This is a genomic window from Pseudomonas sp. (genome assembly GCF_030150285.1).
Classification (GTDB): domain Bacteria; phylum Pseudomonadota; class Gammaproteobacteria; order Pseudomonadales; family Pseudomonadaceae; genus Aquipseudomonas.
The window spans coordinates 138,953-152,909 of sequence record NZ_JASLGE010000027.1 but is presented as its reverse complement, the minus strand read 5'-3'; the positions used below and the strand labels follow the sequence as shown (position 1 = coordinate 152,909).

General features: G+C 62.3%; 12 protein-coding genes. 8 read left to right on the top strand and 4 right to left on the bottom strand.

Going from position 1 to position 13,957, the window contains the following annotated elements; all coding sequences use genetic code 11:
• Positions 1–14: 14 nt before the first annotated feature.
• The 8 genes from Q1W15_RS05590 to Q1W15_RS05555 are packed head-to-tail and all read left to right on the top strand — an operon-like array spanning position 15 to position 7,763.
• A complete protein-coding gene (locus tag Q1W15_RS05590) occupies positions 15–500 on the top strand; it encodes a transglycosylase SLT domain-containing protein (RefSeq protein ID WP_300725014.1) in 486 nt (161 codons plus the stop codon).
• Positions 497–1,681: a type II secretion system F family protein gene (locus Q1W15_RS05585; protein ID WP_300724876.1), complete on the top strand. Its 1,185-nt coding sequence runs from the start codon at positions 497–499 to the stop codon at positions 1,679–1,681. The genes Q1W15_RS05590 and Q1W15_RS05585 overlap by 4 nt, the downstream gene beginning before the upstream one ends.
• Before the next feature lie 4 nt (positions 1,682–1,685).
• On the top strand, positions 1,686–3,335 hold the full coding sequence (locus Q1W15_RS05580) for a GspE/PulE family protein (protein WP_300724874.1): 1,650 nt from the start codon (positions 1,686–1,688) through the stop codon (positions 3,333–3,335).
• Positions 3,316–4,068 carry a hypothetical protein gene (locus tag Q1W15_RS05575; protein ID WP_300724872.1) on the top strand — a complete coding sequence of 251 codons (753 nt, stop codon included), beginning with the start codon at positions 3,316–3,318 and terminating at the stop codon, positions 4,066–4,068. Before Q1W15_RS05580 ends, Q1W15_RS05575 begins: the two co-directional genes overlap by 20 nt.
• The gene (locus tag Q1W15_RS05570) at positions 4,065–4,634 is read left to right on the top strand and encodes a hypothetical protein (RefSeq protein WP_300724870.1); all 570 of its coding nucleotides are present in this window, start codon (positions 4,065–4,067) and stop codon (positions 4,632–4,634) included. The genes Q1W15_RS05575 and Q1W15_RS05570 overlap by 4 nt, the downstream gene beginning before the upstream one ends.
• On the top strand, positions 4,631–5,206 hold the full coding sequence (locus Q1W15_RS05565; protein ID WP_300724868.1) for a hypothetical protein: 576 nt from the start codon (positions 4,631–4,633) through the stop codon (positions 5,204–5,206). Before Q1W15_RS05570 ends, Q1W15_RS05565 begins: the two co-directional genes overlap by 4 nt.
• Positions 5,203–5,733 carry a hypothetical protein gene (locus Q1W15_RS05560; protein ID WP_300724866.1) on the top strand — a complete coding sequence of 177 codons (531 nt, stop codon included), beginning with the start codon at positions 5,203–5,205 and terminating at the stop codon, positions 5,731–5,733. The genes Q1W15_RS05565 and Q1W15_RS05560 overlap by 4 nt, the downstream gene beginning before the upstream one ends.
• A 32-nt stretch (positions 5,734–5,765) precedes the next feature.
• Positions 5,766–7,763, top strand: a complete 1,998-nt coding sequence (locus Q1W15_RS05555) for a secretin and TonB N-terminal domain-containing protein (RefSeq protein ID WP_300724864.1) — start codon at positions 5,766–5,768, stop codon at positions 7,761–7,763.
• A gap of 30 nt (positions 7,764–7,793) precedes the next feature.
• Here Q1W15_RS05555 and Q1W15_RS05550 read toward each other — a convergent pair whose 3' ends face one another.
• From Q1W15_RS05550 to dgcA, 4 genes are all read right to left on the bottom strand, one after another.
• On the bottom strand, positions 7,794–8,564 hold the full coding sequence (locus Q1W15_RS05550) for an electron transfer flavoprotein subunit beta (protein ID WP_300724862.1): 771 nt from the start codon (positions 8,562–8,564) through the stop codon (positions 7,794–7,796).
• 64 nt (positions 8,565–8,628) lie between these two features.
• Positions 8,629–9,840: an electron transfer flavoprotein subunit alpha/FixB family protein gene (locus Q1W15_RS05545; protein WP_300724860.1), complete on the bottom strand. Its 1,212-nt coding sequence runs from the start codon at positions 9,838–9,840 to the stop codon at positions 8,629–8,631.
• Complete coding sequence (gene dgcB, locus Q1W15_RS05540) at positions 9,837–11,780, bottom strand: dimethylglycine demethylation protein DgcB (RefSeq protein ID WP_300724858.1); 1,944 nt, start codon at positions 11,778–11,780, stop codon at positions 9,837–9,839. The genes Q1W15_RS05545 and dgcB overlap by 4 nt, the downstream gene beginning before the upstream one ends.
• A 114-nt stretch (positions 11,781–11,894) precedes the next feature.
• Positions 11,895–13,955: a dimethylglycine demethylation protein DgcA gene (gene dgcA, locus Q1W15_RS05535; RefSeq protein WP_300724856.1), complete on the bottom strand. Its 2,061-nt coding sequence runs from the start codon at positions 13,953–13,955 to the stop codon at positions 11,895–11,897.
• Positions 13,956–13,957: the final 2 nt, after the last annotated feature.

The window sequence follows — 13,957 nt, the reverse complement described above, 5'->3', positions numbered from 1 at the left end:
GGCAATGCGTGATGATGAAACGCCTGATGATGATCGCGCTCTTTCTGTACACAGCGCACTGGGCGAACCCGGCGGGGGCGACCTGCTGGCAAGCCGCCGGCACGCGGTATCACATCGACCCGCTGCTGCTGTACGCCATTGCCAAGGTTGAGTCGCGACTGGACCCGGCCGCACGCAATGTGAACAGAGACGGTACGTATGACATCGGCCTGATGCAGGTCAATAGCCGCCACTTGAAGCGGCTGGAGGCGTTTGGCATCAACGCTCAAAAACTGCAGGACGAACCCTGCACCAGCGTGATGACCGGGGCCTGGATTCTGGCCGAATTCATTCAGCACATGGGTTACGGCTGGGAAGCGGTGGGTGCCTACAATGCGGGCTCCAAGCCTTCGCGCGAAGCCTTGCGCTCACGTTATGCACAGCGGGTCTGGGCGTATTACGGCGAGCTGGTGCTGCTGCGCCAGCAACAACGCGAACCTCGCGCAGGTGCCCCCCAATGAATGAGTTCGATGCACGCATCGTGCGCCAGGGCCACTTGCACACGGTACGGATCCAAGCCCCCACCCTCGCTCAGGCGCGCCAGCAGTTAGAGACGCCCGGCACCCATATTGTGTCGCTGCAAAAACGCCCGCAGATCAAACTCGGCAAACGCACCGGCACCTTCGCCCTGGGGCTGTTTATTCAGGAACTGGTGGTGCTGCTGGACGCGGGCCTGGTGCTGGTCGAGGCCGTGGAAACCCTGCGCGACAAGGCTCAGCCCGGCATCAACCGGCAAGTGCTGAGCGAGCTGCTCAACAGCATGTACGAAGGCAGTTCGTTTTCCAAGGCAATGGAAACCCGCCCACAGATTTTCCCCTCGTTGCTGGTGGCCACGGTGGCGTCATCCGAACACAGCGGGCAATTGTCGGTGGCGCTGCGCCGTTACCACCACTTCGAAGCGCATCTGGAAACCGTCAAAAAACGCGTGAGCAGCGCCTTGATGTACCCGATGGTGGTGCTCAGTGTCGGCGGCGTAATCCTGCTGTTTCTGCTGTTTTTTGTGATCCCGCGGTTTGCCTCTGTGTTCAATGCCGTGGCCGACCTGCCCGCCACCGCGCGCTTTATGGTGTGGTGGGGGGCACACGTGGAGCAGCACGGCACGGCGCTGATCCTAGGCACCGTGGGCGGCATCGCGGGCCTGATTGTGTTGATGCGCACGGCGGCCTTCAAACAACGCTTGATGGCGATGTTCTGGAAAATCCCCAGCCTGGGCGCACAGCGCTCGCTGTTTGTGCTGGCGCGGTTTTACCGCACGGCGGGCATGCTGCTGATGGGCGGTATGCCGGTGGTGTTGGCGGTGGAGATGTCGGGGGCACTGCTACCGGCCGAGCGCCAGGGCGACCTGAAACGTGCCATGACCGACATCAAATCCGGCCAGCCTTTGTCCACCACTCTGGCCCGCCACCACTTGACCACGCCGGTGGCCGAGCGCCTGTTACGCGTCGGTGAGCAAAGCGGTGAGCTGGCCGCCATGTGCGAGCGCATCGCGCAATTTCACGACGAGGCGCTGGAGCGGGCCATCGAATTCTTCAGCAAGGTGTTTGAGCCGGTGCTGATGCTGGTGGTGGGCGGGCTGATCGGGTTGATCGTGTTTCTGTTGTACATGCCCATTTTTGAATTGGCCGGCTCCATCCAGGGATAACGCGATGATCACAGCCTCGAACACGCTGGCCGAGCAGTGGCAACAGGATGCCCGGCAACAGAATGTACCGTTAGCCGATTACTTGCTGGCCCTGCTCGGCACGACCCCCGAACACTTGCCCGAGGTGGCACGCCTGGTGGGCCTGACGGACCTGGCCGCCGAGGCCATGACCCGCAACTGGCGTTTCGATGTGCTGACGCTGCCGCAGTCGTTGCAGCACAACCTGTTGCCGGTTGAGTGCGCCGGCAAGGTCTATCTGGTGCTGGGCGAGCCGTTCTCCATGATCAGCCGGCGCTGGGTGCAGTCCAACCCCGCCCTGCACCACATGACACTGGCCATGAGCCTGCCCGGTACCGTGCAAGAGCAGCTGAAGCAGGCCGAAGTCAGCCAGCGGGTGCTGGAACCCTTTGAGATGGACGATGACGGCGCGCGGGTGGCCGAGGGTGCCCAGGAAATTTCCCTGAGCAGTATTTCCCGCGATGACAACCCGGTGGTGCGGCTGGTCAACTCCATGCTGTTCGACGCCCTGCAAAGCCACGCCAGTGACATTCATGTCGAAAGCACGCCGGAAGGGCTGGTAATCAAATACCGCATCGACGGCGTACTGCAGCAAATGGGCCAGGCCGCCGGGCTGGACACGGCCGAGCAGGCACTGTCGCGGCTCAAGGTGCTGTCGGGGCTGGACATCGGTGAACGCCGCGTGCCCCAGGACGGCCGCTTCAAAGCCAAAATCCAGCAGCGCGACGTGGATTTCCGTGTGTCGATCATGCCCAGCATCCACGGTGAAGACGCCGTGCTGCGGGTGCTCGATAAGTCGCAACGCGGCGAATCGCTGCGCCTCGACACTCTGGGGCTCAACCCCGACACCATCGCCCGCATTCGCGTACTGGCCAGCGAACCCTACGGCATGCTGCTGGTCACCGGCCCCACCGGCAGCGGCAAGTCCACCACCCTGTACGCGGCCCTGTCGGAGACCAACACCGGCGAGAAAAAAATCATCACCATCGAAGACCCGGTGGAATACGAACTACCGGGCATCCTGCAAATCCCCGTCAACGATAAAAAGGGCCTGACCTTCGCCCGAGGTTTGCGCTCAGTGTTGCGCCACGACCCGGACACCATTTTGGTGGGCGAGATTCGCGATGGCGAAACCGCCGGCATTGCCGTGCAGGCCGCCCTCACCGGCCACCTGGTGATGTCATCGGTGCACGCCAACAGCGCGTTCAGTGTGCTGGAGCGGTTTATCTACATGGAGGTGGAGCCTGCCAGTTTTGTCGAAGCGCTCAATGGCGTGGTCGCCCAACGCCTGCTGCGGCGGGTCTGTGAGGCTTGCGCCAGCGAGGTCGAGCCCGACCCCGAGATTGTGCGCCTGGCCAAACTGTCACCCGCCTCGCTCGCTCAAGGCCATTACCGCGTGGGCACGGGCTGCGAGGCCTGCCGCCACACCGGGTATCGCGGGCGGCTGGCCATTGCCGAAGTGCTGACGGTGACCGACAGCATCAAGGAAGGGCTGTTGCAACGCAGCTCGGCAGCGGCCCTGCGTGAGCTCGCTCGCCAGGCCGGGCACCTGTTTATCCGCGACATTGCGCTGGCCAGCGCAGCGGCGGGCCACACCACGCTCAAGGAGGTGCACCGTGTTATCTCCCTTTACTGATCACTTAGTCGTCATTGACGACCTGGGCGTGTCCTGGGCCACCGGCAACGACCTGCAACACCTGGCCACCCGCTGGCACAGCACCGAAACGGGCGAACCGCTGGCCGCCTGCGCGGCCCTGCTCGACGAAGTGCCACGGGCCGCCCTGCCGTATCTGGACCGCGCCACCCTGGTCCTCGGTTACCCGCATGTGCAGTACCTCATGCTGCCCTGGCAAGAAAACCTCTACAGCCCGGCCGACTGGAAAGGCTTTGCCGCCGCCCTGTTCAGCCAGCAACTGAGCCTCGACCCCGAGGAATGGCAGCTTGAAATCGACCACGCACCTTTTAACGCCCCACGCCTGGCAGTGGCCCTGAGCAAAACCCTGCTGGATGACTTGCGCGCGCTGTTCAAGGCCAAGCGTTTTCACGTGCAGCGCTGCACGCCTCTGCTGACCTTTGCCCTGCAACGTTACTGGCATGAAGTGCCGCCAGACGCCGTGGTTGCCGTGCCTCACGGCCACAGCCTCAGTTGCGGGTTTGTGCATGAGGGTCGGCTCACCCAAGTCTGCGCCCTGGAGGTGGCACCCGAGGCACCGCTGGGTGACAGCCTGATCGCGGTGGATATTCTGGCGGGCGACCGGGGGCAGCACACCCTGGTGGTCGCCGCCCACGACGGGTTTATGCAGCCGCCCACGGCGCAACCCTGGCGGTGGCTGGGGCCGCTGCACCCGTGGCTGGGGGCACAACCATGAACCCGCGTCAGTGGCCCGAGGCCCTGCGCGCGCGGTTCAAACGCGGGCCTGTCACCCCAGCGCCCGAGATTAACTTCCTGCAGAAGAAACCCACCGTGGGGTGGCTGGTGGCACTGCTGTGGGCGGTGGCCCTCGCGCTCTGTGTGACGGTCTGGGACAACTGGCTGCAACTACAGGACAAGGACGCCGACACCGCACGCGTCGAAGCGCAATTCACCGCCATGGCCCTGAAACAGCAAAAGCTGATCCAGGCCTCGATTCAAACCTCACCCCAACAGAAAAAACAGCTCGAAGCCTTCACCCAACAGAAAGCCACCCCTTACGCCTTGCTCACCACCCTCGAACAAGCCTGGAGCCCACAGGTGGCGTTGTTGCGCCTGGAACTGGAACCCGTCACCCAAGAGGTGGACATGGACATTGAAAGCAAGGATCTGGCCGATACGTTCCGGTTTATCGAACGCCTGAAACGCCAGGGAACGGTTGACGTCTACCTGCAACACAGCGCGGTCAACTCCCAGGACCCGATGAACCCCACGGTCGTCAAACTGAGGCTCAGCGCCCGATGAACAGCACCTCGCTAAGCGCCCTGCTCGCTCGTTTTTTGCCCGACAAGGCCCAGGCCGTGCAACGGCTGCGCTGGTTCGCTGCCAACGTGCAGCGGGCGCTCGGGTCGCGGGGCACACTTGCGCTGCTGGTCATTGCGGCCGCGCTGGTCACTCAGCTTGGCGTGATCAACCCGGGGCATGAGGGCATTGCCATGCGCCTGAAAGAGGCCCAGGCGGGTATCTCGGTCAAGCCTGACGCGGTGCAAAAAAGAGAACCGAGCCGCCTGCATCAACTCGCCTCCACCGACACGTTCGATGCGCGGCTCGAAGCACTGATTTCAGCACTGAAAAGCCATCGTCTGCTGATCAAGGACATCCAGTTTCAATACAGCCCGGTGGACGAAAACAGGCTGCAACGCCTGGAGGTGGAGTTGCCCATGCTGGGCACGTACCTGATGCTGCGCGAGGCATTGCCAGCGCTGTTGGAACAGCCCGCCGTGCGCGTCGAGAGCATCAGCCTGTCGCGCAAAACCATTGGCGACCCCGTGGTCGAGATCAGCCTGAAACTCAGCCTGCTGGGGGTGCGCAAATGAAGCTGCCCCTGTATTTGCGCGTGCTGCTGGGGCTGGCGCTGGTGATCTGCGCCTGGGTGTTCTGGCAGGACAGCCAGGCACCTGAACCGGTCTCATCCCTGCAAACCTTCCCCACACCGGCGCGCAACGACAGAACGGCCCAGACCCTGGAAGAAGTTAAAGCGGCTCAGGAAGTACCCGCCAAAGCCGAGGCCGCGCCAGCACCCGCGGTGGTGGATATTTTTACGCCCCACAGCTGGGTGCCCCCGGCCCCCGTTGTGGTTACCAAGCCGCCGGTCCCGCAACCCCCGCCCATGCCGTTCAAGGTCAGTGCGCAGTGGCGTTACCACAATCAGCAAAACATTGTGGTGCTCACGGGTAATGGCAAGCGCTACACCCTGTGCAAGCAATGCGACGTCCCCGGCCACATCAAGCCCGGTACCCGGTTGGACAACGACTATCGGCTGGACACCCTGAGCGATACCGCCGTGGTGCTGACCTATGTGCCCATGAAGCACGCCACCACCCTGTACCTGAATAAAAAATGATACGGGCCACACCTTTAGAGAAGCGAACAGTCATGAGCAAGCGCACGGTGTTACCCCTGTCTCTGATCCTCCTGACCTTGAGCGGGTGCGAAACCCAGAGCACGCTGGATCACAGCGAACAACTGCACCTTAACGGCGATATCAACGGCTCGGTGGACGTACTGCAAGCCCAGGCCAAAAAGAACCCCAAGGATGCAAAATTGCGCACGGCGATGTACGGCAAAACTGAACTGCTGGTCAGTCATTACAGCCGTGAAGCCAATGCGGCCTTGATCCGCGGTGACGATGCGGGGGCCATTCGCGCCCTGCAAACCCTGCTCAAGTATGACCCTGCCAACCTCGGCGCACGCCAGCAGATCCAGAGTGTGCAAAGCATGGTCTACCTGCGCCCGATGCTGGCGCAGGCCAATGCCATCAAGCAGAGCAACCCCCAGGAAGCCTTGCGCCAGGTGCGCCAGATCATTGCGCAAAAACCCAACTACACCGAAGCGGTGGAACTGCGCGACGCGCTGACCCGTGAGCTGGTGAAGGCCGACAACCTGAACCCCAAACTCAGCTCCGCCATGCAAAAACCCGTCAGCCTGAGCTTCACCTCGCAAAGCCTGACGACGATTTTTGAGACCATCTCGCAGATGTCCGGGATCAATTTCATTGTGGACAAAGACATCGACCCCAACGCAATGGCCAGTATCTCTGCGCCCAGAACCACCGCTGAAGACGCCCTCAACCTGTTGCTCTCGACCAACCAGTTGCAAAAGAAAATCCTCAACGCCAACACCATCCTGATCTACCCGTCGCGGCCCGATAAAGACCGTCTGTACCGGGAGCTGGCAGTGCGCACGTTCTACCTCAGCCACGCCGACCCCAAAGTGGCCGCCGCCGAAATCAAACAGATCCTCAAGCCCAAGGAAGTGCTTGTGGATGAACGGCTGAGCGCGGTGATCGTGCGCGATGGCCTGGACACCCTGAGCGCGGTGGAAAAACTGGTGCAAGCCATCGACATCGCGCAATCGGAAGTGACCGTCGATATTCAGGTGCTGGAAGTCAGCCTGGCCGACGAACAATCGCTGGGCATCAGCTACCCCGAAGGCATCGGCTTGTCGGTGGGTAACTTTGGTGACCTGGTGGGCGGTGCGGTGGGCACTTCGCTCAGCCAATTGGGCGGGCTTAATTCCAGCAACATCCTGCTGGACTCGGGCAGCACCTCGGTGCGGGTCAATGCGCTGTTGCGCAGTGGCAACACCGTGACCCTGGCCAACCCTCGGGTGCGGGTCAAAAACCGTGAAAGCGCTCAAGTGAGCATCGGCGATAAAATCCCGGTCATCACCAGCACCACGGCCAACCTGGTGACCACCTCGTCGGTGTCGTATCAGGATGTGGGCTTGAAAATCGACCTCAAGCCCAACGTCAGCCTGAACGATGAAATCAGCCTGGACATGCAGATCGACATGTCCCACATCACCAAACGCATACCCGGCACCGAGACCGTGCCCGCCACCTTCGAACTGGGCTCACGCTCAACCAAAACCACGCTGACCGCCCGCAACAACGAAACGCAAATTGTCTCGGGCCTGATCCGCACCGCCGACACCGAAAACGTCGGGGGCATACCGGGCCTGAGCAAGATCCCGTGGATCGGCAAGTACCTGTTTGGCTCCACCGATGCGGTCAAGGAACGGACCGAAATCATCCTGCTGATTACCCCACGGATTGAGCGCAACCTGGACTTGCCGATGTCTCAAGTGAGCACCTTCAGCAGTGGCACCGAAGCCCGCAGTTCGACTGAAGGCCTGGTGTTGCGCAACAGCGCCAACCTGAGCCTGAAAAGCGAAGGCCCGCCGTCTACCGGCCTGCCGCCGCCGTTGCAGCAGTCCGATGTGAATTGGCAGGCTTTGCCGCCGCCCGTGCAACAAAGCTCCATGGATCAAGCCGGTGGCGCGCCGGCGCCGGCGACACCGCCGCCGATGACCACCACCACCACGACAACCACCGTGGTGCCGGCCCCCGTGCCCCCATCACCGCAGCCTTAGCCCTCAAGAAACGGGCGGTGGTGCGGGCAACTAACGCACCACGCCCTCTTCAATCAGCAGTTTCAGAATGGCCTGAGCGCCTGCCTCGGCGCTCACGTCCTTGAGCACTTGCCCACCGCCACCGCTGGCTTTGGCGGTGGCGGCTTTCATACGGTCGGCACCGCTTTTGGCCTTGATGACTTTTAGCCGCTTTGGCCGCGATTTGGCCGGGAGCCATTCGCCGGTTGTGGATAAGTCATCGCTGACCATCGCCACCGGGTCGGCGTCCAGCGCGCCACGCGTGGCCGGGCCGTAGGCGCTTTGCCGCGCCTTGGGGGCGGCGTTATCCACCGTCGCCAAAAACGGCAAGCGCACGCTCAACTTGCGCCGCTGGCCACGGGGCAACGCTTGCAGCACCTGTGCCACCCCGTTGTGGATAGATTCGACCTGGGCGATGCCCACCAGCAGCGGCCAGCCCAACTGTTCGGCCAACAGGTACGGCAACATGCCCGAACCTTCGCCGGTTTCGGCCTGGCTGCCGGTCAGCACCAATTGCGCATTGGTGTGGCGCAAGTAATCGCGCAACACCGGCACCGCATCCGCCTCGCCGGGTTGTTCCAGCACATGCAAGGCCTCCAGCCCCATGCCCAGGTACGCCCGCAAAGCCGGCTCGTCGGGGTTGCCGGCGTGCAGCACCTGCAAGTTATCCCCAGCCAGTTGCAAACCCATTTCAACCGCCCGCGCATCCTGCTCGGCCCGCCGTGCGCGGCCCGAGGCCGGGTGAGTCCCAATAGACACCAGAGCAACAGTGGCGATGGTCATAACAGTCTCCAAAACAATACAAACCTGTAGGCGCGAGCTTGCTCGCTCCTACCCAGGGAGGGGGTTAAGCCGCGATTTGTTTATGGCCCGATCGCCAGTTATCCACAGCCACAATCAGTGCCTCAAGAATCGCCGTGCCATCGCCAATCACCGACAGGTCGGCGCGCTTGATCATGTCGCAGACCGGGTCCAGGTTGACCGCGACCACCTTGTCACACGCACCAATACCTTGCAGGTGCTGGATTGCGCCGCTGATGCCAATGGCCACATACACCCGTGCAGTCACCCAAGTGCCGCTGGCCCCGACCTGACGGTCACGGTCCATAAAGCCATCGTCCACGGCCACCCGCGAAGCCCCTTCAGTGGCCCCCAGCGCCGCCGCCGCCCTGTGGAAAAGTTCCCAGTCCTGCACACCGTTGCCGCCGCTGAGGATAAATTCAGCTTCGGCCATGGGAATGGCGGCCGGGTCCACGTTCACCGCGCCAAGGTCTTGCAGGCGTGGCAAGGACTGCGCCACGGCTGTGGATAACTCCACCGGCAAGGCTTCATGACGGGTTTCGCTCACCGGCTCGGCACATTCAGCCATCGCCAGCAGCAAGCGCGGCAGCGGCTGCGAAACGTCCTGTACTCCGGCACCGGCGCGGCCCGTGCACCGTTGATCCTTGACTTGCCACACCCGCGTGGCAGGCCGTTCGCCCAGGCTGGCAGCAAAGCGGCGGCCCAACTCACCGCCGCCGTCACGGCTGTCCGGCAGCAACCAATGGCGCGGCGCAAACTGGTTATCCACCGCCCGCAGGTTCATCACCCGTTGCTCGGGCGCATAACCTTCGCTGTCGAGCACCAGCAAGCGGTCAACCCCGGCCACGGCAAACCCCTGTTCCTTGGGTTCGCCAAACACCACGGCCAGCACCGCACCGTCGGTGCCCGCCAATTGATGCGCCAACCCCAACAGGTCGCGGTCATGGCTGCTCAAGCGGCCACCGACCATGTCCGGTACCACGGCAATGTAGAACGCCGGGGCGGGCACCTGGTGCAGTGGCAATTGCACTTCAACGCTGGCCGAACGTTTCGTCGTGCCGCCCTGCTGAGCCCCACTGCGGTCAATCCGTTTGACGCCGTTGGGGCCTATAAAGCCCACGCCATGTACATTTTTGCGCAACACACCGTTGGGGCCCATCCAGCTCTTTTGAGCCGGTTGCATGGCCGCGTGCAAAGGGTGCAAGCGGTTGCGGGCGATCCACTCGGCGCGCGGGTCACGACGAATCAAGTCACTCATGCGATCACCTCTGCGACAGGGCGCTTGGTCGCCGGAGCGGGGGCTGCCTCTTCAATCAAGGCCTCGGCCACCAGCTCGGCAATGTCTTTGATCTGTGGCCGCGGCTCCACCACGCCTTCCAGCATGGCGGTGCATTGCGGGCAACCCACGGCAACACGTTCGGCCCCGGTTTCGCGAATGTCTTGCATGCGCATATCCGGAATACGTTGCTTGCCAGGAATGTCAGTAATCGGCGCGCCACCACCGCCGCCGCAGCAGCGAGCACGGAAGCCCGAGCGTTGCATCTCTTTGACCTCCACCCCCAGCGCACGCAGCACGGCACGCGGAGCTTCGTATTCGCCGTTATAACGGCCCAGGTAGCACGGGTCGTGATAGGTCACGGCCCCGCCCGTGTCGGGCTTGACCTGCACCAAACCCTGCTCCAGCAGCTCAGCCATAAAGCCGCTGTGGTGCTGTACGTGGTAGTCACCGCCCAGCGCCCCGTACTCGTTTTTCAGCACATGGAAGCTGTGTGGGTCGCACGTCACAATGCGCTTGAACCGGTACTGGGCCAGGGTTGCGATATTGCGCCGGGCCAGTGCCTGGAACGTGGCTTCATCGCCCAGGCGTCGGGCCACATCACCGCTGTCGCGCTCTTCCAGGCCCAGCACCGCAAAGTTGACCCGCGCAGCCTTGAGCACTTTGACAAACGCCCGCAAGGTGCGCTGGTTACGCATGTCAAAAGCACCGTCACCGACCCAGAACAACACATCCACCGACGGCGTGTCGCGCATCACTGACAGGTTCAAATCGGCGGCCCAGTTCATGCGCCCGCCGGGGGCGAAACCGCCGGGGTTGTCGGTGGCGATCAGGTTGTCGAGTACCTGCGCACCGGTGTTCGGTGTGGCCCCTTTTTCGAGGGTCAAAAAACGCCGCATGTCGACGATGGCGTCTACGTGCTCGATCATCATCGGGCACTCTTCGACACAGGCCCGGCAAGTGGTGCACGACCACAAGGTGTCGGCGTCCACCAGGCCGTTAACGATCGGCTGGTGCGGGTTGCCGCCGTGTTCACCGACCGGTTTGCCCGGGTAAGGGCTGCCCGCAAAGTGAGCGTCAGTGCCGCCCGCCAGGCCAACCACCATGTCCTGAATCAACTTTTTCGGGTTCAACGGTTGCCCGGCGGCGAACGCCGGGCACGCCGCTTCGCACTTGCCGCACTGCACGCAGGCGTCAAACCCGAGCAACTGGTTCCAGGTGAAATCCACGGGCTTTTCGACGCCCAGCGGTGCCGTACGGTCGGTCAGATCCAAGGCTTTCAGGCCGGTCGAACGACCGCCGCCAAAGCGCTCGGAACGACGGTGCCAGGCCAGGTGCAAGGCACCGGCAAAGGCGTGTTTCATCGGCCCGCCCCAGGTCATGCCCAAGAACAGTTCGCACACCCCCCAGGCCACGCCTACCGCCAGCACGGCGGCCAGAACCCAGCCACCAAACCCTTGCGGTAACAGGCCGGCCATTGGCAGCGTCAACACAAAAAAACTGACCGCGAAGGCCAAGAGGCTTTTCGGCAGGCGCATCCACGGGCCTTTTGACAGGCGTGAAGGCGGGTTGAGGCGACGTTTAAAAACAAACACTGCACCGATAAACATCAGCACAGTGGCAAACAACAAGGCGTAGGCAAGGACGCGGCTTTGCACGCCAAAACCATGCACCAGAATCGCCAGCACAGCGGCCAGTACAAACCCGCCCGCCGTGGCAACGTGGGTGTTGGCCATGTATTTGTCACGGGCGACCACATGGTGCAAATCGACCATGTAGCGACGCGGCATGGCCAACAGGCCGCCGAGCAGATCGACCTTGGACGCACGGCCACGACGCCACATCGCCATGCGCCGCACTGCGCCTATAACGGCGAGCGCAAGGGCGGCGAATAACAGGATGGGTAGAAGAATATTCAGCATGGGCCTCACCGTAGGTGGGAGCGCCAAGTTTCAAGCGGCAAGCGGCAAGAGAAAAGCGCGGTGTTGCGTGTGCTTTACCTTGCAGCTTGCCGCTTTGAGCTTGTCGCTACGGAGTCAAAAATCCTTGCACAACCGCAGGGCGTCATAGATGGCAGCATGCACGTTACGCTGTGCCACGCAGTCACCTATGCGAAACAGCAAGAAGCCATTTCCCGTTTCACTCAGGCACGGTTGCGGCTGGATCGCGTACAGGGCTTCGATGTCGATCTGGCCCTTGTTGCGCGAATCCGGCTTGAGCGCGTAATACAGCTCTTCGTCTGGCCGCACACCGTTCTCGATCACCACCTGGTCGACCACCCGCTCTTCCTTGGCCCCGGTGTATTCGTTCTCCAGCACCGCAATCAGCTTTTCACCTTCGCGGTAGACTTTCTCCAGCATCATGTCGCCGGTCATGATCACTTCTTTCGGGTACAGGCTGCGGTAGTAGGTGGGGAATGACGTACCCCCCACGGCCACGCCGGGCTTGGTATCGTCGGTGACGATTTCAACTTGCGCGCCCTTGTCCGCCAGGAAGTCGGCCACGGACATGCCGGTGAATTCGCAAATGGTGTCGTACACCAGCACGTTTTTGCCCGGTGCCACCTTGCCGTCCAGCACGTCCCAACTGCTCACCGACAGCCCTTCGGCGGCCCCCCAGTGTTCGTTCTGCTCCACAAAGGAATGGCCGCCCACGGCCAGCACCACGATGTCGGGTTGCTGGTCGCGAATCGTCGCCACGTCTGCGGCCGTATTCAGGCGCACGTCAACGTTCAGGCGCGCCAGCTCCAGTTGGAACCAGCGTGTGATACCGGCCATCTGATCACGTTGCGGGGCTTTGGCCGCAATACTGATCTGCCCGCCGATGGCGTCATTTTTCTCAAAGAGCACCACATCATGCCCGCGCTCGGCGGCAACCCGCGCCGCTTCCATACCAGCCGGCCCCGCGCCCACCACCACGACCTTGCGCTTGGGCCCGGTGGTTTTTTGAAGGATATGCGGCACACCCATGTACTCGCGGGACGTGGCGGCGTTCTGAATGCACAGCACGTCCAGCCCTTGGTACTGGCGGTCGATGCAGTAGTTGGCACCCACGCATTGCTTGATTTGGTCCACTTGGCCCATCTTGATCTTGGCGATCAAGTGCGGGTCTGCGATGTGCGCACGGGTCATGCCGACCATGTCGACATAGCCGCCTTCCAGAATGCGCGTGGCCTGGTTCGGGTCCTTGATGTTTTGTGCGTGCAACACCGGCACCTTGACCACTTCCTTGATACCCGCCGCCAAATGCAAAAACGGCTCTGGCGGGAAACTCATGTTGGGGATCACGTTGGCCAGGGTGTTGTGGGTGTCGCACCCCGACCCCACCACGCCAATAAAATCGAGCAGGCCGGTGTCGTCGTAGTACTTGGCGATCTGTTTCATGTCCTCGTGGCTCAAACCATCGGGGTGAAACTCGTCACCGCACAGGCGGATGCCCACGCAGAAATCCGGGCCGACTTCGGCGCGCACGGCCTTGAGCACTTCCAGGCCAAAGCGCATGCGGTTTTCAAAGCTGCCGCCCCATTCATCGGTGCGTTTGTTGACTCGCGGGCTCCAGAACTGGTCGATCATGTGCTGATGCACAGCCGACAACTCCACACCGTCCAGGCCACCGGCCTTGGCGCGGCGGGCGGCGCTGGCGTAGTTGCCGATGACCCGCTGGATTTCTTCGGGCTCAATGGTTTTGCAGGTGGCGCGGTGCACCGGCTCACGCACACCAGACGGCGACAGCAGGGTCGGCCAGTTGTAGCCGTCCCAGCGTGAGCGACGACCCATGTGGGTAATCTGGATCATGATCTTCGCGCCGTGCTTGTGCATCGCATCGGCCAGGTTCTGAAAGTGCGGGATAATGCGGTCGGTGCTCAGGTTGACCGAACTCCACCACTCTTGCGGACTGTCGATGGCCACCACCGAGGAGCCACCGCAAATCGCCAGGCCGATACCGCCCTTGGCTTTTTCTTCGTAGTACTGCACATACCGCGCGGTGGTCATGCCGCCGTCGGTGGCATACACCTCGGCGTGCGCGGTACTGAGTACGCGGTTGCGGATAGTCAGTTTGCCGATTTGAATCGGCTCAAACATTGCTTCGAACGCCATAT

Coding starts and splice junctions, on each gene's coding strand:
- Q1W15_RS05545 (WP_300724860.1), bottom strand. CDS start 9,840: ATGAGTGACTTGATTCGTCGTGACCCGCGCGCCGAGTGGATCGCCCGC.
- Q1W15_RS05555 (WP_300724864.1), top strand. CDS start 5,766: ATGAGCAAGCGCACGGTGTTACCCCTGTCTCTGATCCTCCTGACCTTG.
- Q1W15_RS05570 (WP_300724870.1), top strand. CDS start 4,065: ATGAACCCGCGTCAGTGGCCCGAGGCCCTGCGCGCGCGGTTCAAACGC.
- Q1W15_RS05565 (WP_300724868.1), top strand. CDS start 4,631: ATGAACAGCACCTCGCTAAGCGCCCTGCTCGCTCGTTTTTTGCCCGAC.
- dgcA (WP_300724856.1), bottom strand. CDS start 13,955: ATGGCGTTCGAAGCAATGTTTGAGCCGATTCAAATCGGCAAACTGACT.
- Q1W15_RS05550 (WP_300724862.1), bottom strand. CDS start 8,564: ATGACCATCGCCACTGTTGCTCTGGTGTCTATTGGGACTCACCCGGCC.
- Q1W15_RS05560 (WP_300724866.1), top strand. CDS start 5,203: ATGAAGCTGCCCCTGTATTTGCGCGTGCTGCTGGGGCTGGCGCTGGTG.
- Q1W15_RS05580 (WP_300724874.1), top strand. CDS start 1,686: ATGATCACAGCCTCGAACACGCTGGCCGAGCAGTGGCAACAGGATGCC.
- Q1W15_RS05590 (WP_300725014.1), top strand. CDS start 15: ATGAAACGCCTGATGATGATCGCGCTCTTTCTGTACACAGCGCACTGG.
- Q1W15_RS05585 (WP_300724876.1), top strand. CDS start 497: ATGAATGAGTTCGATGCACGCATCGTGCGCCAGGGCCACTTGCACACG.
- dgcB (WP_300724858.1), bottom strand. CDS start 11,780: ATGCTGAATATTCTTCTACCCATCCTGTTATTCGCCGCCCTTGCGCTC.